The organism is Cohnella sp. SGD-V74 (assembly GCF_003001675.1).
Lineage (GTDB): Bacteria > Bacillota > Bacilli > Paenibacillales > Paenibacillaceae > Cohnella.
This window is the reverse complement of sequence record NZ_PVYW01000027.1, coordinates 78,017-102,318: the sequence shown is the minus strand read 5'-3', so window position 1 is coordinate 102,318 and position 24,302 is coordinate 78,017. Positions and strand designations below refer to the sequence as shown.

The 24,302-nt window shown below is 56.2% G+C and carries 20 protein-coding genes; 2 read left to right on the top strand and 18 right to left on the bottom strand.

The window, feature by feature from the left end:
- Positions 1-41 precede the first annotated feature (41 nt).
- A complete protein-coding gene (locus B0G52_RS30990) occupies positions 42-1,136 on the top strand; it encodes a glycosyltransferase family 4 protein (protein ID WP_158223963.1) in 1,095 nt (364 codons plus the stop codon).
- Positions 1,130-2,515, top strand: coding sequence for a glycosyltransferase family 2 protein (locus B0G52_RS30985; protein WP_094050298.1), 1,386 nt, complete (start codon positions 1,130-1,132; stop codon positions 2,513-2,515). Before B0G52_RS30990 ends, B0G52_RS30985 begins: the two co-directional genes overlap by 7 nt.
- 123 nt (positions 2,516-2,638) lie before the next feature.
- Here B0G52_RS30985 and B0G52_RS30980 read toward each other — a convergent pair whose 3' ends face one another.
- From B0G52_RS30980 to B0G52_RS30895, 18 genes are all read right to left on the bottom strand, one after another.
- Complete coding sequence (locus B0G52_RS30980) at positions 2,639-3,349, bottom strand: glycosyltransferase family 2 protein (RefSeq protein ID WP_483296167.1); 711 nt, start codon at positions 3,347-3,349, stop codon at positions 2,639-2,641.
- A 14-nt stretch (positions 3,350-3,363) separates the two neighbouring features.
- A complete protein-coding gene (locus tag B0G52_RS30975; protein WP_094050297.1) occupies positions 3,364-4,332 on the bottom strand; it encodes an NAD-dependent epimerase/dehydratase family protein in 969 nt (322 codons plus the stop codon).
- Positions 4,314-5,168, bottom strand: a complete 855-nt coding sequence (locus tag B0G52_RS30970) for a dTDP-4-dehydrorhamnose reductase family protein (protein ID WP_369827174.1) — start codon at positions 5,166-5,168, stop codon at positions 4,314-4,316. Before B0G52_RS30970 ends, B0G52_RS30975 begins: the two co-directional genes overlap by 19 nt.
- 2 nt (positions 5,169-5,170) lie before the next feature.
- On the bottom strand, positions 5,171-6,154 hold the full coding sequence (locus B0G52_RS30965; protein ID WP_094050295.1) for a polysaccharide biosynthesis protein: 984 nt from the start codon (positions 6,152-6,154) through the stop codon (positions 5,171-5,173).
- Positions 6,147-7,238, bottom strand: coding sequence for a non-hydrolyzing UDP-N-acetylglucosamine 2-epimerase (gene wecB / locus B0G52_RS30960; RefSeq protein WP_094050294.1), 1,092 nt, complete (start codon positions 7,236-7,238; stop codon positions 6,147-6,149). Before wecB ends, B0G52_RS30965 begins: the two co-directional genes overlap by 8 nt.
- Positions 7,239-7,242: 4 nt before the next feature.
- Entirely contained in the window at positions 7,243-8,748 is a 1,506-nt protein-coding gene (locus tag B0G52_RS30955; RefSeq protein WP_094050293.1) for a glycosyltransferase family 4 protein, read from the bottom strand.
- 200 nt (positions 8,749-8,948) lie between these two features.
- Entirely contained in the window at positions 8,949-10,064 is a 1,116-nt protein-coding gene (locus tag B0G52_RS30950; RefSeq protein ID WP_369827173.1) for a CgeB family protein, read from the bottom strand.
- A gap of 54 nt (positions 10,065-10,118) precedes the next feature.
- Positions 10,119-11,201: a CgeB family protein gene (locus B0G52_RS30945; protein WP_233163230.1), complete on the bottom strand. Its 1,083-nt coding sequence runs from the start codon at positions 11,199-11,201 to the stop codon at positions 10,119-10,121.
- Between the two features lie 169 nt (positions 11,202-11,370).
- On the bottom strand, positions 11,371-17,148 hold the full coding sequence (locus tag B0G52_RS30940; protein WP_094050290.1) for a PKD domain-containing protein: 5,778 nt from the start codon (positions 17,146-17,148) through the stop codon (positions 11,371-11,373).
- 602 nt (positions 17,149-17,750) lie between these two features.
- Positions 17,751-18,662, bottom strand: coding sequence for a copper amine oxidase N-terminal domain-containing protein (locus B0G52_RS30935; protein ID WP_158223962.1), 912 nt, complete (start codon positions 18,660-18,662; stop codon positions 17,751-17,753).
- Positions 18,659-19,381 carry an S-layer homology domain-containing protein gene (locus B0G52_RS30930; RefSeq protein ID WP_094050288.1) on the bottom strand — a complete coding sequence of 241 codons (723 nt, stop codon included), beginning with the start codon at positions 19,379-19,381 and terminating at the stop codon, positions 18,659-18,661. Before B0G52_RS30930 ends, B0G52_RS30935 begins: the two co-directional genes overlap by 4 nt.
- A gap of 189 nt (positions 19,382-19,570) precedes the next feature.
- Positions 19,571-19,876, bottom strand: a complete 306-nt coding sequence (locus tag B0G52_RS30925) for a hypothetical protein (RefSeq protein ID WP_094050287.1) — start codon at positions 19,874-19,876, stop codon at positions 19,571-19,573.
- A gap of 29 nt (positions 19,877-19,905) precedes the next feature.
- Positions 19,906-20,175: a hypothetical protein gene (locus tag B0G52_RS30920; RefSeq protein ID WP_094050286.1), complete on the bottom strand. Its 270-nt coding sequence runs from the start codon at positions 20,173-20,175 to the stop codon at positions 19,906-19,908.
- On the bottom strand, positions 20,172-20,507 hold the full coding sequence (locus B0G52_RS30915) for an alpha-helical endospore appendage domain-containing protein (RefSeq protein WP_094050285.1): 336 nt from the start codon (positions 20,505-20,507) through the stop codon (positions 20,172-20,174). The genes B0G52_RS30920 and B0G52_RS30915 overlap by 4 nt, the downstream gene beginning before the upstream one ends.
- A 30-nt stretch (positions 20,508-20,537) precedes the next feature.
- Positions 20,538-20,828, bottom strand: a complete 291-nt coding sequence (locus tag B0G52_RS30910; protein ID WP_094050284.1) for a nucleoside-diphosphate sugar epimerase — start codon at positions 20,826-20,828, stop codon at positions 20,538-20,540.
- Positions 20,829-21,064: 236 nt separating this feature from the next.
- On the bottom strand, positions 21,065-22,447 hold the full coding sequence (locus B0G52_RS30905) for a glycosyltransferase family 2 protein (RefSeq protein WP_094050283.1): 1,383 nt from the start codon (positions 22,445-22,447) through the stop codon (positions 21,065-21,067).
- Between the two features lie 18 nt (positions 22,448-22,465).
- The gene (locus B0G52_RS30900; protein ID WP_094050282.1) at positions 22,466-23,578 is read right to left on the bottom strand and encodes a GT-D fold domain-containing protein; all 1,113 of its coding nucleotides are present in this window, start codon (positions 23,576-23,578) and stop codon (positions 22,466-22,468) included.
- The gene (locus B0G52_RS30895) at positions 23,575-24,300 is read right to left on the bottom strand and encodes a sugar phosphate nucleotidyltransferase (RefSeq protein WP_094050281.1); all 726 of its coding nucleotides are present in this window, start codon (positions 24,298-24,300) and stop codon (positions 23,575-23,577) included. The genes B0G52_RS30900 and B0G52_RS30895 overlap by 4 nt, the downstream gene beginning before the upstream one ends.
- Between the last annotated feature and the right edge of the window lie 2 nt (positions 24,301-24,302).

Genomic DNA, 24,302 nt, shown 5'->3' with positions numbered 1-24,302 from the left:
CGGCTTCCGCCGCCATTCGACTACCGGGGAGGGGAACGCGCTTGAAGGTTCTGTTCGTATTTATCGTGCCGAGCGGCGGGGTAAATACTTTGAATCGGCTAAGGCATCAGGCTCTGCTCCCCGCGGGAATCTACAGCCATTTTCTGTATTTCCGGGAGGGCAGCGGCTCCACTGACTTCGCTCCCGACATTCCGGTGTTTTACGCTTCGGAACCTCCCGCCGTCCGGCATATTCTGGACTACTACAAGTTCGATTGCATCGTCGTTACTTCTTTTTTCTTGCAGCTGGCGCTCTTCCGCCAGATCGGCTTCGACAAGCCCGTCATTTACGAAATCCAAGGCTTCGGAACTCAGGAGCACGCCCGGCGCAACTTGACGGAAGCGCGTCCCTTCGTGAACGAGTTCGCCAACGCGATCGTCTACCCAGGCACCCCGGTCATCGGTTCGCTGCTGGAGGAGCTCTACCCCTTTACGCCCAAATATTCGTTCCCGAATCCGTTCGATTCTCGTGCCTACGACCGAAGCTCATTCGCTTATCCTCCGGCCGCTCCGCTGGATTATCCTCCGCTGACGTGGATCGGCAGACTCGAGGACAACAAAAACTGGCGCGACTTTCTGCTGATCGGAGCTGAAGTGATCGGGCGGATTCCAGGCGTCCGGCTATGGATGTTCAGCGACCCGGACTTGGCCGAACCCGGCGAAGCCGATCAACTGGCGCTATGGACGGCCGGTCTTGGACTCGGCCACCACATCCTCCATCACCACAAAGTCCCCAACGCGCAAATGCCCTATTACTACGATCTGATCGCTTCCTCGGGAGGCGTCGTCTGCATGACGTCCAAATCCGAAGGCGCGCCCTACGTGGCGCTTGAGGCTCTAGGCTCCGGTTGTCCGGTCGTCACCTCCAATTCGGACGGCGTAAGCTCGGCGATTCTCGACGGAAAGACGGGACTCTATTATTCGCACGGAGACATTCTGGGCGCGGCGGATCGGGTCGTGCGGCTGATGACGGAGCGCAAGCTTAGAAAATCCCTCGTCGAAACGGGAAAAAAACATGTTCGGAGTGAATTTTCGATGGAAAAATACGCGCAGCGGTTCTCCGGCATGCTCTTGAGCGTTGGTGCGAGACCATGTTGACGAGCATCGTGATCCTTACGCTGAATAACCTCGACCAGACGATGCGCTGCCTGCACAGCATTCGCGTCTTTACGAACAGTCCTTACGAACTGATCTTCGTCGACAACGGCTCGACCGACGGAACGACGGCCTGGTTGGCCCAGCAGCCCGACGTCAAGCTGATCGCCAACGGCGCGAACCGAGGGTTCGCCGCCGCTTGCAATCAGGGAGCGGCTGCGGCGGCCGGAGACCACATCTTGCTGCTGAACAACGATACGATCGTGTCCCACAACTGGTTAACCGTTCTGCTCCAGTGCCTGCATGCCGACGAACGGGTCGGCATCGTCGGCCCGAAATCGAACTTTGTCATCCCTCTGCAGAAAATTCCCGCGGACGTCGGAAGCGAGGGACAGTACCACCTGTTCGCGCAAAGCTTTAACCGGCACAATCCCGCATTGTGGCAGGATCTGGCCGCGCTGAGCGGCTTCTGCATGCTGCTGAGACGGAGCACGTGGGAGCGGCTCGGGGGCTTCGACGAGGCGTTCGGCGTCGGAGGCTACGAGGATATCGATCTCGGCTATCGGGCGCTTAAAGCGGGGTTGTTTCTGCGGCTGGCCGGCGACGCGTTCGTCTACCATGAAGGCAATCGAAGCTTTAACTCCAACGCCATCGACATGTACGGCGTGGCCGCGATCAATCGCCGCCTGTTCATTCGCAAGTGGGGATTTAATCCCGAGAGGCTCATTCTAGTCCACGATCCCGCTTTTTTGCCCGATCGGTACGCGTCGCCCCACCCCCATCACGCCCCGCAAGCGCCCGAAGTGCCGAGCGGCTGGTACGGCATGGGCGAGGACGGCTGCGTCTACCGCATCGAACGCGGGCATAAGCGGCCGATTCACTCCTTCGATACGTTCTGTCGGCTCAATCTGAGCTTCGACCGCGTCGGCCGCTGCGGCTCCGCTCTGCTGAACAGCCTGCCGACCGGGCATCCGATCGATGCCGGCAGCTTCCCCTACGGCTATCCCGACGTATTTATCGCGCGAGATCCGGGAGGCGGACTGTACAGCGTCTGCCATGGCATCCGCTATCCGATCGAGAGCGAAGCGACGATGATTGCCGTCGGTCTGCGGCCGGAAGACGCGATTCCGCTAGGCTACGAGCTGATCTGGAGCTTCGGGGACGGCTGGCCGATGCGGGGCAACGTCTGGGAGAACTTCGAGCTGCACGACTACGCCCTGTACCGGGGACCGAACGGAGGTCTATACTACAGCGAGGGCCAGCGGCTCCGGCCGCTCGTCTGGGAGGAGACGCTGACCCGCTTCGGCTGGAACCAGGACCGGGCCGCGTTTATCCCTCCCGAACTGTTTCATCGGACCCCGGTCGGCTTTCCGATCCACTGACGCAGAAGGGGCTGCCTCATAAGTAAGGAAAGTCGTACAGAACGATTATCGATGAATGGTGCCAGGTGCATCGATCCTCTTGTACGCCCTTACTTAATGAGACAGCCCCTTGCCTCTGTCCTCTTACGTTCTCTCTTCCAACGTCCCTATCAACCTTTTAAGCCTTGGAAGATACGTATTCCTCACACTCTCCAACTCCCGTTCGATCGCGGCGCCGTGCTTGACGGTGCCCATGGCGGAATGCACGCGGTAATCCGTCAGGGGAACGCGCAGATAGCCAATCGGATAGCCCGATAGAACGGTTCTGAGCCACAGCTCGTAGTCATGCGTATAAGGAAGCTTCTCGTTGAAGCCCCCCATCCGGTTGAACAGCGTCCGTTCCATCATGACCGTGCAGCCGTTCACCGTATTGCTGAGCAGCATCGACCGGTAGAACTGCAGCATCGACCCTTCCGGAAGCAGAATGGGATCTTTTTCCGCGATTCCCTCCCCGCTCATCAACCGGAACGCCGTGTGGCTGATCGCCCATCCGCCTCCTTGCATGAAGCGGACCTGTCTCTCGATTTTGTCGTGACGAAACCGGTCGTCCGAGCTAAGCCATGCGGCGTAGTGTCCCGCGGCCAGGCGAAAGCCGGCGTTCAGCGCGCTCGCCGTCCCCCGGTTCGGCTGGTGGACCACCTTGATTCTCCCCGCCCCTTCCAGCCGGTACAAAATATCCGTTTCCCGTTCCGAACCGTCGTTCACGACGATAATTTCAAGAGGCTTATAGGTTTGCGCAAGCGCGCTCTCCAAAGCCTCTCGGACGTACGGGTCGTTATAAAATGGAATGACGATCGATACGAGCGGATTTATGGACTGTCGAATGGGGCGTCTCCCCTTTCCCTGCTCCTTCTCTCCCTCTCGTCCTGCAGCGCGTCGAAGATCGATTGGCGAAACGTCAGCACCGGCTTCCACCCAAGCTCCAGGATCGGCGAACAATCCCTCGGCTGCGGAGTCGGGGCCAGAGCTGCCGTCCCCTCCCCGATCTCCCAGGGAAGCTCCGCCTGCGCCAAATCGTCGAACGCGCTTTTGACCTCGGCGAGCGTACGGAACCGACCCGACTCGATCGCGTAGCTCCGGCCCGGCTCGCCTTCGTTCAGCACCAGCTCGTAAGCCGCCACCGCATCCCGGACGTCCATGAAGTCCCGCGATTCGTGAAGAGAACTGAGCCGAAACGGAGGGGCCTTCGTCTTCCCTTCGGGCTGTTCCGCAGAAACGGCCCAGCGAACGATTTTCCCGCATAACCCGGCGCTGTTGCCGGGCCCGATCAGATTGGACGGCTCGGCGATCATGACCGGCAGCCCGTACCAGCGGTGCCAGGCTTTCGCTGCCGCAGTCTGAAGCGTCTTGCTGAAGCCGTACGGATGCGGAGCTTCCGACAGAGCCGCTTCACTTGCCCGAAGCATCGATCCGGCCACGAGCACCCTGCATCCCCCGATCGCGCGCGCGCCTTCCAGCAAATACGCGGTCGACATCAAGTTCGCGGCCAGCGTCGACGCCGGCGACGTCCAGGAGACGTCGACAGCGTTGCGTCCGGCCAAGTGCAGCACCGCGTCCGGCTCCAGCCTCTTCATCATCTCCGCTACGGCTTCCGCGTCCGTCAGCTCGCAGCGTTCCGTAAGCGCGGCCTCCAGACCGGACGTATTCGCACCGCGAGGGGATAACGCGGCGACGACCTCCCATCCCGACGCGGCGAATTTGCGGCAGGCATGAAGCCCGGTAAATCCCGCCGCGCCCGTAATAAATATTCTGCGGGCCGTCATGGCGACGACGACCACCCGCGAAGCTCCTCCAGCATCTGCGCATAACGGGGCGGACGGTAACCGAAATCGGTTCTGGTCGCAACTAAGGTTCGATCGATTGCCGGTTCATCCGCGGGTACGACCGCGACGTTTCTTTTGTCGAACTGTTCCTGCATCAGAAGCAGCAGCTCGTGCTTGGACACGATCTCCGGCGCCGTCAGATGCACGAGCCCCCCTACCTCCGGGTGCCGGATCAGCCATTCGACCGCCTTGGCCAGCTCCAGCGTCGTGACGCCGTTCCACAGCACGTTGCGATACCCTTGGACTTCTCCTTCGCGCGAAAGGAACCACTTCATTAGCCCGATTCCCGTCGGTTTATCGTCCGGCCCGATGATGGACGTGCGAATCGTGACGTGCTTCCCGTCGCGGACTTCCCCGAGCGCCTTGCTTCTCGCGTAGACGGTCTTCCCGTCCGGTTCGTCCGTCTCCACATACCGCCCCCGCTCTCCCGAAAATACGCAATCCGAGCTGATATGAACAAGCCTGGCGCCAAGACTGTCCCCCAGATGGCGCAGCCAGTGGGGAAGCAGCCCATTGACCCTGTACGCCTCCAGCGGGCTGTCCTCCGCATGGTGATTCAGAATGCCGACGGCGTTGACGATTACGTCGGGAGAGATTTCATAGACGAGCTCCTGTACCGCTTCGAAGGATCGGACATCGAGCTCACGAACCTGAAGGCCGTCCAGCGCCTTCAAGGTTCGATTCGAGACCGCCCGAGACCGGACCGCAACAACCAACTCAGCTTCCGGTATGGTCCTCAGGTAGGAAGCGATCATATGACCCGCCATTCCGTATCCGCCCAGAAGCAGCATTTTCACGAGAGAAAACCTCCCCGCTGCAGCATCGCTCGAATTTCCTGCTTATCCATGAGGGATTGGCTGGAAGAGAAGCTGTCGAAATCGACGGGATCGTAGGCTTCGTAGTGCTCTTTGAGCCCTGGAATGTCCAGCGTCGGCAAAATGACGAGATACTGATCGTCGTAGACGATCGTATTCAGGCTTTCGTATTCGGTCAGCAAAATTTCGTGGATTTTCTCGCCGGGCCGAATGCCGCTCTCCGCCATCTCCACCCGCTTGCCGAGCGCATCCATCAGCACTTCCGCCAGGTCGACAATCCGGCAGGTCGGCATCGTCATCACGAAGATTTCCCCGCCGATGCTCTGAGCCGTCGCTTTGAACAACAGCCGAATGGCGTCCTCCAGCGTCATGAAAAACCGCGTCATCTTGCGGTCCGTCAAGCTGATCTGCTCTTTGTACTTGATCTGGTTCATGAACAGATGAACGACGCTGCCGTTCGTCCCGAGCACGTTGCCGCCGCGGACGCAGACGAATTTCGTATCGCTGTGCAGCAGGTTCGCGTAGACGATCAGCTTCTCTCCGATCGCCTTGGTCATGCCGTAGAAGTTCGACGGATTGGCCGCCTTGTCGGTAGATATATTGATGACCCGCTCCACTTTGTTTTCGATAGCCGCTTCGATCACGTTCTGCGTGCCGATCACGTTCGTTTTCAGCGCTTCGTAAGGCTGGTCTTCGCATACCGGCACATGCTTGAGCGCCGCCAGATGGAACAGAATATCTACGCCCTTGCAAGCTTTGGATAACGCCTCCCGGTCCCGAACGTCGCCGATGCGAAACGTCAGCCTCGGATCCTCGAACGCCCGGCTCATCGCCACTTGGCTCGATTCGTTGCGGGAGAACACGATCACCTCCGCCGGGTTCATCGGCAGCAATTGTCTTATCAATTCGTACCCCCAGGAACCGGTCCCCCCGGTGACCAGGATACGCCGATCTTTAAACATCCCTTTTCCCTCCAAGCACAAATTTCGCCACTTTGTCCGAGACGTTCGTATCCAGGTAACCTTCGGGGCACTGCCAGGAATCGCGCAGATGGACCATGACCCGGGCCGCATTCCGGATCGCTTCCGGCCGCAAGCCCGCAACGACGTTGCTTCCGCAGTCCACCGTCTCCGGCCTCTCGGTCGTCTGGCGGACCGTCACGGTCGGCACTCCGAAGATGCAGCACTCTTCCTGAACGGTACCGCTGTCCGTAAGGGCGAGAAGCGCGTTCTTTTCCAAATGGACGAAATCGAAAAAGCCGAACGGCTCGTGAAAAGTCACCAACGGATGCACGGAAGCGCGAAGCTCCTCGGACAGTCTGGATCTCGTCCGGGGATGAAGGCTGCACACAAGGGGCAATCCGTGCTCTTCCGCCGTACGGCTCAGTCCCTGCATAATTCCGCGCAGCGCCTCCGGCGAATCGACGTTTTCCGCCCGGTGGATCGTCGCGAGCAGGTATTGTCCCGCGGTCAACCCCAGCCTGCCTAGAACGGAACTGGCGTCGATCTGCTCCTCGTAATGGCGCAGCACCTCGTAAATCGGATTTCCCGAGCGGAAAATACGGTTGACGGGAAAGCCTTCCCTCAGCAAATTGTGCTTGCTGTTCTCGGTATAAGGCAGGTTATACGTGGAGACAGCATCGATGACCCGCCGGTTTTTCTCTTCCGGCACGTTCAAATCGAAGCAGCGGTTGCCCGCTTCCATATGAACGACCGGAATGCCCATCCTCTCCGCGACGAGCGCGCACAAGGCGCTGTTCGTATCGCCGAGCACGAGCACCCGGTCGGGCCGCTCCTTCCTAAGCAGCTGCTCGACGGCGCCGAACATCGACGCGAGCTGCCCGCCGACCGTCTCCTTGCGGTCGTCGAGCAGCAGGTCGGGCGCGCGCAGCCCCATCTGTTCGAAGAAAACCCCGCTTAAGCTGGACGTGAAATTTTGTCCCGTATGAACGAGGACGTGGCGCTCCGCCAAGCGATCCAGCTTGCCGAGCAGCACGCTTAAGCGAATAATTTCCGGACGAGTTCCCAATATGGTCACGATTCGCATCGGTTCACCTTCTTCCGCGGCGGGCTCTGCGGCCCGCTCGCTTCCTTCCGCTCGCGCGGGAGCGCCGTCTGCCCGAAATTCGCTTTCTCCGTCTTACGCCCCGCCCTTTGCCTCTGCGCGCCCGCTTGACTCGCCGCTTCTGCTCGAACAGCGTCGATCCCGTCGGAAGCCTCTGCAAGTCCTCGTCCGGCACTTCCGTCACGTCTTCGAAGCGGAATCCTCTTTGCAGGAAAGAAGCTTCGGAGGCGAACGGACGCTTCACGCCGTTATCAACCAGAAACACGGTGGGCGCGCTGCCGCGCCAGAGCGAGCCGCGGGCAAGCACGGGCGTCTGCGGCAGCTGGGCGATCAGATCGGCCAGTCGTTGGCGGAAAGCTTCGACGCCGAATACCTGCTGCGACGTTTGCATATTTCGTTCTCCGACGGCGCGAAGCAGCGCTGCGTTGCCGAGCAGCGCGTTCACCCGCTCCGTCAGCTTGCCGACGTCGCCGGGCGGTACGAGGTAATCCTGGTTGCCCGTCGCGTTCAGAATCTCCGTCAGCCCGCCGGAGGCGGAGGCGACGACGCCCTTGCCGAACATCAGCCCTTCCAGCGCAGTCATTCCGAAGCCTTCGGCGATCAGGCTCGGCACGACGACGACGTCCATGACCGGATAGGCATGCTGAATCTGGTCCGCGAACGGCAGGAACAGAAACCGGTCCGCGAAGCCGGAGTCCCATACGAGCTTCTGACAGTGACGGTAGTACGCGTCGTCGGCCGATTTGCCCAGAACGAGGAATCTCGCCCAGCCGTCGGACGCCGCGATCGGCAGCATCGCGTTCACGAACTGCTCCAGCCCTTTGTTCGCGTAGATCGTCGCGGCCATGAAACCCGCCACGCGATGATGCTCGCCCCAGCCGTACTGCTGTCGAAGCCTCATCCGATGGTACGGCCAGCTTCCGGGAAGCAGTTCATCCCGAATGAGATAAGGAGGCAGCATAAACGTCCGCGCGCCCGGAGCGAACTCGTGAATCGGCTGAAGCGTCGAATGAGAGATGCCTACGACAATATCGCAGTTCGAAGCGATGAGTCCGACGGACAACGGCTTGGACGGCCGGTCCATAACCGTCTCCATCAGAACCCAGACGGTAGGAATTCCCATCGCTTTGGCCGCCAGCGCGGGCAAAGGATGGACGCTCGTGTTCACAAGCACGCAATCCGGCCTTTCCTCCGCCAGCAATGCATGGATTCGTCCCCACGAAGGGCTCCGCTGCATGGCGGCGATCTCTTGCGGAATCGTTGGAGCCGACGTATATAAGGAAATGCACAGAGGGATATCCTGAACGACGACTTTAACGCCTAACTCTCTGGCCTTCTCCGCGATCGCCCCGATCTGCGGAACGACCATGACGCATTGAAAACGACGGATCATCTCGCGGGTGAACAGCAAGAGCAGCTTCTCCGCTCCCGTGACGAAAACGGGGCTGCAAATATGCGAGAAGATCATCAGCTTCGGTTTCGCGCCGTTCACGATTTTGCATACCTGTTAGAGCTCACGGGTATGTCCGTCACCTCCTTCAACCTTCCGGGATGCATGGGCGAGCAGTTCGCCGTAAGGCGAACGACCAGCCTCGGTGCTGAAAACCGAACTTTTTGAACCTTCATTTGTTTTGAACCTTCATTTGGTGAGTTGTACAATGTATGGGGCGGACAGCGTTCCCGGCGCGGCGATTAACCATTCATCGTCAAATCTATCAGTTGATTCAGTCTGGAAACGTACGTATGGTCCTTGAGCGTCCGATAGAGACCTCTTAGCGCGATGTTCTTGCGCTCTTCTTCATGCTCCAGGTAGTACTCGGCTTTGGCCGCCAGATCTTCAGGGGAATCGTAGGTTACGATCTCTTCGCCGGGCACGTAGTGCTGGGCAATGTCGTCGCGGCAATCGGTAAGCTGCAGCGTCGCCGACGCCGAAATCTCGAACGTTCGCGGATTCGGCGATACCGCCGTAATCATCGCGCTGTTCTGGTTAAACGTATCGTCGTCGTGGGCTCTGTGCGAGTTGATGACGATTTTGTGCGCGTTGTACCTTTCCGAAGTCGGCAGCGGCTCCATCCATTTGCCCAAGTCGATGAAGTGCTTCCAGCGGCCGAATTCGGCCAGCCGGTCCCACCACATCCCCGATACGTACAAACGCCTGTGCGCGATGAGCGGCAAAAGCCGGTTGAACAAATCGACCCGGTTCCAATACGCCGTGCCGATAAAGCAAATTTCTCCCCGAATCGAACGGTCCGAATTGCGAGGCCGATAAGCGCCGTGGAAGACGCCGAGCGGCAAATAGGATACGCGCGCGCATCCTCTCTCCGCATAGAACGGAACGCAGTTGCGCTCCAGCGTAAAGACGTGATAGTAGTGATGGGCGATACCGCTCGTAATGTCCGTATAATACGGATCGTCGGTAAACCAGATCGCCGTGCGTATGCCCAGCGCGTTTACCGCATGGACTTTCTCCAGCCCCAGATGCATGCCGTCGAGCACGAGCAGCAGATCCGGCCTTTCTCTGGCGGCGATAACCGCGATGTCGTCGCCGGGAACGGCGACGGTCACTCTCTCCGCGATCTCTTTCAGCGTCGCGATAATGCCGTCGTCCAAAGGGGAGTAGGGGAACCCTTTACCGGAAGTGACATACAGCACATGAATGGGGCGCTTCACCGGGACGGGCGCCGCTTTGCGTACGATGTATTCGCACAGCCCCTGCCAATGTCCGTCGGCTCTCCCCAACGCCAAGCCTTCTGCCCTGCCTCTGCGGTAAGCCGCATCGCGGGATCGGACCGCGGGACGTCTTTTCACCTTAGCCAAGCCTCATCCCTCCTGATCCTAATTTCGTATGCGGTTCGTCCGGGTCTACGCCAGCCCGACCGTGCCGATCAACCTACGGATCCGATCGCGGAACGTGTGGTCCTTCTTTACCCTTTTATACCCTCTGGCGGCCACCCATTGCCGCTCTTCCTCATGAGTCAAGTAATGCTCCAATTGTTGAACGAGATGGTTGGCGTCGTGGAATACTCCGATTTCCGATCCGATCGCGAAATGCTCGGGAAGCTCTTGCCGAATGTCCGTCAGCTGCATCACGCCGCAGGAAGCCATCTCGAACGTGCGGGGATTGATCGATTCGGCCGGCCAGTTGATTCCGTTCAGATTGTCTTTGCCCGCTTCCGTCGTGCGGTGGAGATTGATGACGATTTTGGCGCCGTTGTAATACTTGACCGTCTCCGGAACTTCGATCCAGCCGTCCTTGACGAACTTGGATAATCGGGCAAAGCTGTTCATGCGCTCCCACAGCTTCCCTCCGATCAGCACTCTCTTGTCCTGAAGATAGGGAGCGATCGCGTCGAACAGCTCGACGCGATTCCAGAAAGCCATGCCGATAAAGCAAATATCCGTCCGATACTCCGGAGGAACGGCCATCGGCTTAAACCAATCGGAATACGCGGCGAGAGGAAGATGGTGCACCTGCCCGCAGCCCTGCGCGCGGTAGAGGCCCAGGCAAGACCTTTCGTGAGTAAACACGTAATCGTAATGCGGAGCGACCTTCACCGTCGTGTCGGTCACGTAAGGGTCGTCGACGAACCAGATCACCGTGCGGATCCCCATGGCGCGAATGGCGTCGATCTGCTCCAGATGATCCGGCGGGAATACATGAAGGCCGTTCATGACGAGCACCGCGTCCGGACGATAACGTTCGGCCTGCAAGCGCATCTCCGTCGCGGAGACGACCGTAACTTCCGCGACTTCGGTGCGCAGCGCGGCAACGACGCCTTGATCGATCGCTTCGAAGCCTTGCGGAACATAGAGGATACGAGCCCGGCTGGGCGGAAGCTCTTCATGCCGCACGCCTTCGTCGATGCCTCTGCAGGCGCCCAGCCTCCAGCCGTCCAGCTTTCCTTTCTCATAGCCGTCCATGCGGCCGCGAGCGTAATTTCTCATTCGAGATGAACTCCGCATCCTCATCACCCGCAATCAATATATGCGTCCCGGTTGGGTAGATCTTGGATACTTACCCGTCCATGGGACGAAATTAGGCGGGCAAAAAAAGCCCGTTCTCTCGCGATGAACGAGAAAACGGGCTTTTGCCGTCTTGTATTTTCGGATATAGCTATTGCACGCGATGAACTTGGACGAATTGGTCGACGATGCCGCGGATTTCGATCGGGACGACGGACGTTTTCACGACGCCGTTGCTGTACGTAGCCGTGAAGACGAACGAGTAGCTGCCGTCGGGAATATCCACGAACCGAATCGACGTATCCGCTTGGCGCAGGAGACCTGCCCAGGCGGCGGAGCCGGGCGGCGATTCCGTCAGGCTCTTGAGCAGCTCAGGCGTCGCTTGGGCCGTCACGGAGACCGCCTTCGTGGCGGAACTGCCGGTATCCGTCACCGTCGCCGACAGGACGAATGCTTCGCCGGCCCAGAACACGTGGCTTTCCCTGAATTTCGCCGGATACTTCGCGTTCCAGGTCAAGCGATTCCGCTCCCATTCGGGCGTATGCGCCACCTGTCCCGCAACCGTCAGCGGCAGAATCGGAATCTGCTTCGTAACGGCGTCGCCGGCTCCATGACTGTCGGTGACGCTTAAGGTTACCGTAAACGCTCCCGTTCTGTTTTCCGTCAAATTCCCGGGAATCGTCATCTCCTTCGTGAATCCGGTCAGAGCGAAGCCGTCCGGAGCTTTAATCGTCCATACGAAAGAGAGCGGATCGCCGTCGGGGTCGGAAGAACGGTTAAGCAGCGTAATCGTATCGCCCTCGTAAGCCGGTTTCGGCAGCCAATCGAAGTCCGCAACGGGCTTGCGGTTAACGACCGCCACCCGCTGCACGGCCTGCGCGGACTGGCCCTTCGAGTCGGTGACGACTTGGCGGATCTCGATGACGCCGAGCGAGTTGAACTGCGTCGTCCACGTGCCGCGATCGGCGGAACGGATCGCTTCCATGCCGTTTTCCGTCACGTTGCGCACATAGTAGGCATGCTTCAAATTCGCGGCCGGACCGTCTTCCTTGTCCCAAGCCGTCGACGTAATCGTAAACGGCTCGTTCGCATAATTCGAGGAAGGCGTAACCGTAAAGCCCGGAATCGGCGGATCGTCCGGCAGCAACGGCGTGTCGATATCGATCGTCTGCTCCGCCCAGTAACTCCATGCGCTGTATTCGTCCTTCACCTGCAGGCCGACGCGGTAACGGCCTTTCATCTGCGGCGTAACAAGCTTCTGATTGACGATGTCCCCGTCCGGTGTAACGTAATAATAACGCCATTCCAGCACGCCCCGGGTCGTCCGATAATCGATTCCCGTGTTCTCCGTGCTGTAGTTGGTCGGGCTGAGCCAGCGATCGGGATCGTAGCTTGCGTCGTTCCAGACGACCGTGTTGTCCATCGGATGAACCGCTACGGTGAATTGCGCGACAGGCCTCCGATGAACGGTAATGATCTGCCAGAACTCGTTCGACCACTTCCGGTAGCCTCCGAACGTCATATCCGGGAACGGATAATCCGGATGAGGATCATCCTGGGCCTTCAGCGTCACACGGTAATTACCGACCTTATCAAACTCCAGTGCTGGGCTTGTTAACGTTTGGCCGTCAAGTTCGGATAATCCTTGGTTGTTCAAGAACTTTGGCGTATGTGAGATCGACCACAAATTATTTTGCGCAGCCGGGTCATTTTCTGGATCGGCATACGTAATGTTGCTGTAGCGTACAGTTGCCGTCGCTTTTCCTTCATCCCAAATGGCATAGCTGGCCATCCATTCTACGTCCGGATTCGAGAGATCCTTTTGCTCGATTCCGGCGAACGAAACATAGGATTTGTCCGAGAACGGGCCGAACTTACCCGATTGGTATGTCTCATCCGTAATTTCGAAATACGGAACACCGTCCAAAAACACTTCGATTTTCTTATTCTGAGTGAGTATTTTAAAGCTGTAAGATGTTCTAGCCTGAAACGGATAAGCCACACTGTCCAGCACCGTGCGCGTCCCATTGACGTACTTGGACAGAAACAGCTTCGTCCCATCCGTCTCTACTGCATACCGATATTTCGGATTCGTCATTCGGAACGAAAAACCGGCTAGCGATTGGTCTTCTTTTGGAGAATCCATCTTAATAGAGAACGTATACTCCGCGTCCTCATACGCCTCCGGAGAGACGAATTGCCCTAATCGAAAGCCCTTGTACGCGCTCGTGGCAGTTGGCGTCCCTACGTCCAGGAACATGTGGGCAGACGCTGCCGGGCCTCCTCCGGCCATACTCATTTGGTAATCGGTGTCGTAAATAGAGAGATAGATTCCGTCGCCCATATACTCCCCGTATCTCATGTATCTCGCGCTATTAACGGAGACTATCGGGTTAAATGCTCGCTTTAAATACTCAAACCCCGCCCAATTGTTAGGTCTGGATTCGATGCCGTCAGCGGTTTGCGACAGCCACCCGCTCTTATACTCGCCAGTATAGGTAATATGAAACGGGTTGCTGAACCGCTGCTGAGACGATGTGGGCATTCCTCTGGTCCAAGGACCTACCTCCCCGGTCGTTAAATCGACAAGCTGGGTGTAGAAATAGTTGCCCATCGATCCCTGTACCGGGGCAGCCGTCCTGGTTATCGCTTGCTTGGTGACATTATTTATGGCAAGAACCGCACTCGTCTCCAAGTTAAGATCGTAAGGGCCGGGCCACGCGTTAGCAAAATAAGTTCCTTGCAGCCTTGCTTTGATTCCGAACGTAAAATCCGGCTTTAACTGTACGAGATGATATCCCGCTGACGATTCCGGATTAAGTTCCGGATCGATAGTCACTGTAGAGCTATTTACCGTTCGGCTGCAAGTATTCATGACATAGGCATACATATTGCCTTCGGCATCCTTGAATTGATAGTTCGCATTGACCCATGTACAGGTAAAGTCTGCAGGGTCCTCGGTGTAGATCGCGCCATTCCAAGCGCGGCCCTTCCTTTCGATCCGCTCGACCGTCGTCGGTAAAGTAACGGTTTTGTCCATAATATTACGGCCGTCCCGGTTGTACCTTAGCATACGACCTGTATAAGATCTAAGGATCAAGTCGTCACCGAGAACATCCGAAACATGGAGACTGGTATAATTCGCTCTGGAAGCTATTCTCTCGCCCTTCTCATAGGAGCTGCTTAGAAACTCTCCGGTGTAGGCGTCATAGACATGCACGTCAAGATGTCCGTTATTGCCGAAATCCGTTCTTGATCCTTCATCGCTCCGATAGTAGTACGCATAGGTCGTTCGGTTATAGACGACATAAATTCTGCTCCCGGCAATTTCATAAAAAATGGGGGCGACCGTATTTGCAGTTGTTCCCGAAGCACCTGAGAAATTCCCGTTTTGCGCCTTGGTTCCCCAACTGCTGTCTCTCTCTTTATCACTTTCTGTAAAGTAAGGAACCGTGTATCGATTAGCAGGCAGATTATCCAGATTCAAAATAAAATCATAGGGATTCGGGCCGTCCCAAAAATGCATCAAGTTCTGCTCCCAGTTATAGCCATTGCATTGACTCATGTCGGTAGTACCGCCGCAAGTCAAAACTAGATCCTTATGGTAGGAGGGGATTTTACTTTTGTTTAGCGCAAAAATATGACGATTATGATCAAAAAAGAGATACGTCTTGTTGGTTCTTACTTTGGAATTAAATGTTGCGGGCTGAAGCTGCGAATAGTCCTCTCCCGTAGTATAGGTCGTCGAGGACCAGCCGCTGCTTTTAACCGGGAGTAAGACGGGTTGCGACCTTGAATCTCGGGATGCGATAGCGCGATAGGCGGACAGTCCGTTAGGACCCAGACCATTATCGCTGATAGCCGCAAATCCGGATTGCGCATCCCACCCTCCGCCAAATCCTACAGAACTTGACGTTCGGGTTTGAGATTCCATTCCCCTTCCCAAGCCGGCCAGCAACGACCTCCCGTCTTTTTGCCACATAAACGGGCTATTGACGATTTTACTGGTCGTATTCGTATCATAGAGATCCCATTCCAAAATTTGCGAGACTGGAATTCCGTCCTCTGTCGGAGGCTTCGGAATCTCGTTCTCGCCCTCGATCAGGAAAGACACGCTTGGAGCAAGGTTTACCACGTCGATGATCCGCGAGCTTTCGGGCTGCGTATCGGACGCCCAGGCGCATTTCCCCCAGTCTTCGCACACGCGCGCATCCAGCAGGAACTTGCCTACCTTCTGCGGCCTTAGAACAACTTTCGTCAAATCCCCCCCAAGCATCTCTGTCCATGGTTCGTCGAACACGCCGTTGTTATTCGCATCGTATTTGTAGCGATATTGGATGCTGACTATCTTGTCGCCGTCGGGGCTGTACGACTTGTTGAAAATATTGAAGTCGCTTGGCCGAATGCCTAAAGGCGGCACTTCCAGCACGCCGATCGGAGGCTCGTCCGGAAGCACGGTCAGTTGATGCGATGCGGCGTATTCCGATCTCAAACCCGCGCTATCCACAACCTCCAGACGAATCGTCTCCGTTCCCGGAGTCGTATAGACGTCCTTCTTGTTCTCCCAGATGTACTCGGCAATCGATCGTCCAATCGGGCTGTAACTTCTTTCACCGCTAAACGGTGACGGCAGCGGACGATTCTCTTTTACTTTGGTCGGTCCGGTAATGACCGGAATCGGGTTCTCGGGAATGACGTTGATCGAAGCGGTTCTCCTCGATTCCGCACCGAACGTATCCCTTGCGATTACCGTGATGGAATGCGAGCCAAGCTCGGTTGCCTTCAGCATATAATGCGCTTCACTATGTTCCCACAGCCCGTATTCCTCCGGTAAGCTTCGAATCCAGGAGCTGGAGCTGCCGCTGAATAAGAACGTGTACGTGATCGGATCTCCATCCGGATCGTAAGGCTCCGGCGGATTGCTCATATTGTTGTAGATAATTCTCAAATTTACGGGGCGATTGATCACGACTTGATGATCCGGTATCGTTCCCGTGCGGTTGGACTCCTTAAAAAATCCGACTGAAAATATGGGCGGGCGATTATCGGAAGGACTTGTTATTTCCAACGGCTTCTGGTTGACCCATCCTGAATTTCCGCAGTCTGCGGTTACGCGAATGGAGATAAAGTTAGTCCCCACGCCCAAAATACCTGGATAAGATGAATAAGAGAAAGCCGTCGTTTCCGTCTGACTGGTTATTCTTTTACTGACCCAGGTCGCTCCGTCTTTCTCGAAATAATACTCGTGATACAGGTACTTACATGCCGGAGGAATGACGAAGTCTTTCGGCTTCAGCGAGAAGCTGTCCCTCCATTTAATCGTCTGCGACGGCAAAATCTCGAAGTTTCCGGTTACCGCGTTCTCATAAAAGAAGGAGACATAAGCCGTTTTCTGCGTATTCGTAAGGCTTACAGCCGCATTTTTCGCCGAATTGATCGTATCCGAGTAAGCGGCTCCGTACGAAACGCTGCTTCCCACAACCGTCCCGTAAGATGATTTGGGATTCACTGTCCGATTGGCGGGCAACGGACTGACCGTTTGCGACTCTCGCCCCTTCTCGCTATAAGCTCCGGTTCCGGATTTTACCATGTGTCGTATATTGATTGTGCCGTCGTCGGTCTGCGGTTCATAATACAAATTTAAGTAGTATGTATCGTATTTCCCATCATACGTAAAGGTTTCCGGAGGACCGTTCGTCATCGCCCCGCCGCTGGGCTGGCTGACCGTACTTTTCTTGTAGCCGACATATCGATAATTCGGAGTCGTAGCCGGGACGATGGTGTAGCGTTGCCCAGCCGCCATACTTTGCGATTGATTCGTAAAAAGTGCGTCGATATTCTGTCCGCTCGTCGTTTTGTAAGCAACCTTGAGGTTGGCCTCCAGTTCAAATTCAAGGACAATAGGCACGAACACTCGGACGACTTTCATTGGATTCTTGACATCAGGATACGGGTTATTCGGCTGGTCTGTAACAATATAGGGAACATCGGATTCCAAATCAGCGTAAGCCGTAATCTTAAAACTAATATCACTCGTGCCTTGTCCCGTTTTATTGGATACTTCAATCTTTCTTATATTAGTGCTTATGTGACGCTGATAGAGCGAAAAACTCTCTCCTGTTGGACGGGAGTTATTAAAATACTCCATGTCCAACGGCCCTTCACCGAAGCGTCTAATCTTGATATCTTTTACCTTTCTCCCTGGAAAATTAAAAGTGTAGGGATGAACCATTTCTACATTTTTCTCTTCGTAATAATGCTGGTATACCTTCTTCTCATAATCCCATGTGCCGTCGTTTTTACTCCAAATCTCCGTGTACATGAACGCCACAGCGTAGCGCTTCGTGTCTGCTGGATTTTCCGGTGGATACCCCTTAGGCTGAATCCAGCTATTTCCCCCGAGAATCGCAGCTTCCGCTTCTTGAGGCGCAATCGGTACAAGGGGAGACAAAAAAGAAATCATGAGCAAAATGCTTAGAATTCTTCTACGTACTCTCTTGTGCATATCTCAGCCACTCCTAATTGCAATTCTTATTTCAAGGGATTTTCAATCAAAATATAGCCTGGATAGTCTGCCGTAATCGAAATATAATCCGCCTGTTGGATCGTGTAACCCTTTCTTTCAACATCAACATAGTAATAAATGAAACGAAAGTCACCCTGGTTCTCTTCTGTAAAAAAGCCGCCGTTTGTAGGAATCGCTTCTTGCTCTGGATTTAAGTAAACTAATCCGTTGGGCATTACACCTTTATCCGTTGTTGTAGCGCGGATCCAGGCTCCGCGAGCATCGGAAGACATATCAAAGCGAAAATAGGCTTCCCCTCGAACGGTAAAAGGCAGATCATCCGCTGTAACCACATATGCTTGGATCGCAGTTTCGCATATTTTGTAACAGATTTTCATCAAAAACTCTTTATCCTTAAAATACTTCTTAAACGGATCAATACTCACAGGCTCTACCAGATCACTTAGCTCCGGAATATCCTTGCTGCCAATCCAAACAAAGCGAGTCGCCTTGTCCCACTCCACCTTCTCGCCCAACGCTTCGGAGATAAAGCGAAGCGGCACATAGGTCCGTCCGTTCACTTCCTTGGCCGCGACGCCCAGCGCCAGTTCCTTGCCGTTCACCGTCGCCGTCTTCGTGCCGATGAGCAGCTTTACCGTCCGGTCGCCTTTGACGATCGTAATTTCTTTGCCCTTCAGATCAAGCTTGCCCCCCAGCTTGTCCGAGACGAAACGAATCGGTACAAGCACCTGGTTGTTCTCCATCTTGGGCTTCTGGTCGGGAAATTTCACTTTACGGGCGTTCACGAGAACTTCAATTGCTTGAGGCGCGACTTTAGGAATAGCAGATTTCTGCTCTGCGGCAATAGCGGCAACGGGGATCACAGCCACGGCCAGCAGCTTTACGACCAAGATCAATAGCGACATTCGTTTCATCATTTTACTTCCTCCAGTATGGGATCGATTTGAGTCCATTTGTTTAATTCGTCGGATTTGAACTGCCGCAGCCGATCTCTCAATAGCGGATCAGCGGCTCTGACTTCCAGAAAGCTCTCCATCATGACAACCGTCTCAGCCCGGGTAGCGGTGCGATTAATTTGCATTGTCCGGTCCGGGAAGCCGTTTACTATGCCGGAACCGTAAACCAGTGCGATAAACGGCACATCCCGATTCTGAAACTCCTGTCGATCTTCAAACGGCATATCCCCCTTCTTGAGAACCTGAAAGCTCTCTAAATATTCGCCGTAGGAAGGCTCCGTCGCCAACGCCCGGGCGATAATGCGCATGATTTCGACTCGTTTGATCGGACGATTGTAGTCTGTCGAGTCCGTCTCCTCCAGGATGCCGAATTCAAACGCCGCCGACACATAACCTTGATACCAGGGAGTCCCCCCTTGCGAATGCGGAAGGCGCAGCGCGTCCGCCATCATCTTGACGAACTCCGCGCGGGTGACGGAAGCCGCGGCGTTAAACGTCCCGTCCGGATAGCCGTTCACATACCCCAGCGATACGGCTCTCTCGATCTGACTCCTCGCCCAGTGCCGCTTCGGGATATCCTTGAACGAAGTCTCCGCAGCAGCGACAGCGGCTCCGACCGCCTCCGACACCCCGCATGCTGCCAAGCCCAGCGCGACGAGCAAGGCGCCTATTTTCCTCATTAACGATCCCCCTTACGCAAAAATTCGCACAAATGCCGATAAAAAAACACCAGCAAACAAAGGGATGTCTCCCCAGTCGGCGTGGTGCTTCCTCGCGTAAAATTATCCTGTTTTTAGTTAATTTATTACATTAACTACAATTCTGTCAAGCACACTTTTACAAATCATGCCTTTATCCGACTCTCTCGCTCAAATCTGCTGCTCGTAAGCGAGCTGATGACCGTCCTCGAAGCCTTTGGCGAAGCCGATGTTGTACCCTTCGTTATACGCTTGGTTAAAACCCGCATGGTACGAAGAGCCGCCCCCTCCGGCGCTTCCGGCGCGCCCCTTGCCTGCCCGCCTTCTCCGAAGATGACGCTTGCCTGCGCCTTTGCGGGAACGAAGCTTGCCTTTGCCCGAGCGGATCTTGCCTCTGCGTCCGGGCTTCTTGCCGCTTCTGCCGGAGACGGATTTCTTCCTTCCGCCCACGCGGGCGGAACGCGATTTGCCTTTCAATTCGGGACACCTCCGGTCGCTTAGCTTAGTTACTTGCGTCTGACCGCCTCGGATAACCATGGCTCGGCCGGCGTTCCGATGACGGGAGGCCGCCAGCTATGCCCGGTTACCGTTCTCAGCAGCGCCCCTTGCATCCCGTTAAGCACCCGAACGTGCTCATGCAAAGTCGCCGGGGAGACGCCGACATGATCCGTCACGTCCGCTACGTTTTCCAATATTTTCGCTAACGCTTCTTGGCTTCTGGAGATCGCGCCCATCAGTTGCAGCTTGATTTCCCATTCCCGATCCGGCCGGTTCATCTTTCGCGGTCTCCCATGTCGTATCCTCCGAACATGGACCCCATGCCGTCGGATTCTTCGCTATCCGGATTGAGGATCACTTTCATGTTGCGGCTTAGTCCGTTGCACAGCTTCGTCAATCCGTCCAGAACCTCGACGTTCTGCTCGTTCCACTGCATGCAGGTCGTAAGCTGGTCGTTATGAGCTTCGTACGTATCGTTCGTAATGTGGGTGCAGAGCCAATTGCGGACTTTTTCAGCCTCCGCGGCCTTCGCTTCCAGAATCATGGCTACGTTCCACTGCATCTTCGCAATGGCGTCGAGCGTGAGATGATAAGCTTCCTCCCGGTTCATCTCATCTCCCCTCCTTTCTCTTCGCTGCTGCTATTCCTCGTCGCCGGAATCCCCGATCGCCTTTACGACGTTGGTTAAGCTGTCGGCGACGGCTTCCTGCAAATCCGCAAGGCTGTTCAAATAAGAAATGACGTTCTTCGTTACGTTGGACGAACTATCCAGCAACCCATTTAAGCCGTTCAACTGAGGATGCTCATCCGGCAGCGCCTGGACGAGATGGGCCATACGTACGGCCACATGCCGCTTGGCATCCAATATTCTGGCCATCTGCTGATGGGATCTGGAGAGGTGGACGACGATTTCGGTCAACAGCTCCTGCATGCCAGCCATACCCTCCCTTAAGCCAAAAGTGCATTCTCCCGCAACCAGCCCCAACCATCTAGTTCCCTACAGCATATGCCGCCAATCAGCGCTTGCCACAGGAGCAATCGCCTACATTGGCGCGCCTTTTCGCCCGGCGCAACGCCAAAAAGGCCTATCGTCCGCCACATGAAGCCAGCCGACAATAAGCCTGACCGATTGTTCCTCGCGGAGGCGCCGTTCATTCGCTCCTTCCCTTACAGCACTTGCTTCAGTGCAGGGGGAGCGATAATCGGCAGCCCTTCCTCCGCTTCCGCCAACTGCTCTACCGAGATCGTCCGCGACGGTTTAAGATGCAGCTGCCAAGACCTCATCACCGCCGCGCTGACGATTCTCCGCGCTTTGCCGCTCTCCGCATAGAACAACGTCCCGTCCTCCAGCTGCGCGACGCCGGATTCCCATCCGGATGCCCCGTCCAGTCCCCGCCAGCGCGCTTCCACTTCCTGAACGGAGATCGGGTCGCCAAGAGGCCAGCGCTTCAGATCGATCTGCGACAGTCTGACGACAGGAAACGTAATCGAGCCTTCCACCAAACGTCTCTGTCCCTGCTCGATCCAGTAGTAATTCGCACCGATCCCTTGTACGACGATTCTCTCGGGGAAGAAAGAAGCCGAATGAAGCGGAACTCCTTGCGTTAGAGCGGGTTGACTGCGAACCTGCTGAATCCATTCGTACGGGTTGCGCCATTTGTCCATGAAGTACTGCTGGTTGCGATCGTTGACCTCCTGGAACCGGTCCCCCAGCGCCTTCATGCTGACGCTCCCGAAATGATGAATAAACGTATCCTGCGCCATAACGAGGCTTTTTCCCATTAACCGTACCCGAATATTGTAGTCGTCATCCTCGAAGTTGCCGATTTCGAACCCTTCGTCGAAGTAGCCGATCGCTTCGAACAGTTCGCGCCTGAACAGCAGGCAGAACCCGGTCAGACGATCCATTCTGCGCCATTTTGAAGGATTCGACTGGTTGTATTCCCTGGCAAAAGCGGGCATATCGGCAATATCCGTATAAGGGACGTCGATCTTCTGCTCGCCGCTGATATAGTTCGTCATCGGGCCGACCATGCCGATCGATTCGTCGCTGTTCAAGCACGCCAGCAGGTTGTCGAGCCAGTTCTCCGTCACCAGCGTATCGTTGTTCAGCAGCACGATCGTGCCGCCCTTCGACATCATCATTCCGACGTTGATCGCACCTGCGAAACCGAGGTTTTTTTCCAGCACCCGGAACCGGACCTGTCCGCCCAGATCCCGCAAGTAAGCAGCCGTCCCGTCGGTCGATGCGTTGTCCACGACAATGATCTCATAGGGCAGATCCGTATTGTCGAAAATGCTCTCAATGCACTGTTTCACCATGTTTAATTGATTATAAGTCGGGATGACGATGCTTGTTCCTTCGAATAGAATCGGATAGCTTTGCAGTCCCGACTGCACGCCTTCCCGGTATCCGTCCCCGAATCCTTCGCGGTGGCGGATTTGCCGGGTTTCGCGCTGCCGGCGGGACCTTCCTCCGGCAACTTTCGATCCGGTACGAGAAGGCCTGCGCCGCCCAGCCCGTTTGACCTTGTTTTTCGTCGCGGCCATTCCTCTCACCTCCTGCTCCTATTGCCTTTCGGGTTGAGCAAGTCCGGCCATTCGATCGGCCAGATGTCCGAAATCGAACGTCACCTTGCCCCCCATTCCCGCCAGATGGACCGCTATCGGAATCGCGGGAATGCCGGCGGCTACGAGAGCGATATCGTAATCGTACTGCATCGCCTCGGCCACGACCCGAGGAACGTCGGCGTAGCCGTTAACCGGGGTTACCGCTCCGACCACTTCCAGCCCTTTGTCGACAAGCGCCTGCCGAAGCTGCAGCGCCACGTCCCCGATGATCAGAATTTTGCGTCCCCGGAACAGCCGGAGCAGCAAGCCTTGCTCCTCCATCGTATAATTCATCGTGGACGTCGTGTAGCGAAGCTTGCGGTAATCGATGCCATGGGCGCGCAGAACGGCGAACAGCAACGGTTGAAAATGAGGATGACGCGACATCGGCACTCCGATCAGCGTAGCCACCTTGATGCACTCCGCCAGCTCGTCGCGCGCCTGCAAATTCGGAATCGTCACGCCCGCATAAGGGAGAAAGTCTCCCGCTCGCCGGACTTCCTCCAGAGAGAGAACTTTTTCCTGCGCCAACGTCAGCAATTCCCCGTCTCCGAGGCGAATGAAAGCGTAAGACCGCTTCTCTCTAAGCGCCGCTTCCAGCTCCTCGTAGACCGCTGAGCTGTCCAGCAGAGGAACGCCCCGCTTCCTGAGCGATTCGATTCCGGCGGAGATCGCTTCTCTGGCCGTAATGTCCGGGATAATCATATCCGACGGCAGATGCTCCTGCAGCATGCGCTCGCCGCCTTCGATCATCCCCTCCTGAAATCCTTGCTCGTAGCTGCGCTTCAACTCTTGGGTCCCTTCGCCCGACTGCTCCAGCTGAGGTTTGGGAACGAGGGGCGTTCTGCGTTTTCTGACGAGACGCCTTCTGCGAGAGATCGCTTTTCCTTTCCCTCCCGCAAGCTTTCGGACGCCTTTTTTGGAAGAACCCTTGCCCGGCTTGGCCGCCGCAATCGACTTGACGGCTTTCGGCTTGGACGCCGGCTTCGCCGGGGGACGCGGCTTCTCAGCTTTGGGCGCGGGAGGGACGGCCGCCGGCTTAACCGGCTTGCGCAAGCTTGGCTGAATCATGAAATCGCCCCCTTTAATCTCCTTCCCGCTTCTTCCAAAGACTCGAACGTGCCCGCATCCGTCCACCAGCCGGTCAGTTCCCGATAGGTCAGCTTGCCGGTCGCGGCATAAGCGTTGTTCACGTCGGTAATTTCCAATTCCCCTCTGCGGGAAGGCTTGACTCCGTCAATCAGCTCGAATACTTCCGTATCGTAGAAGTAGAGCCCGGTTACGCAAAAATCAGACTTCGGCTGTTCGGGCTTCTCTTCGATCGTCACGATCCGTCCGCTTTCCTCATCCAACAACGGAACTCCGTACCTGCGCGGGTCGTCGACCTTTTTCAACAGCACCATTGCACCTTCGGACTGCCTGGCATACTGGTCGCAATAAGGTTTGAGGCTTTCTTCGAACAGATTGTCTCCGAGCAGCACGACGAATTTATCCTTGCCGTTCATGACCGGCCGAGCCAATTCCAAAGCCTGCGCGATTCCTCCGGCTTCTTCCTGGACCCGATACACGATCGATACGCCCCAATCTCTTCCGCTGCCCAAAACATCCGCAAAACTGCCAAGCGCGGACCGGTTCGTCACGATGACGATATCCCGGATGCCGGCTTCTCTCAGCTTCGTAATTCCGTGGCAAATCATAGGATACGTGCCTATAGGAAGCAAGTGTTTGTTCGTCCAATAGGTGAGCGGCTTCAGTCGAGTTCCCGTGCCGCCCGCCAAGATGACAGCCTTCAAAA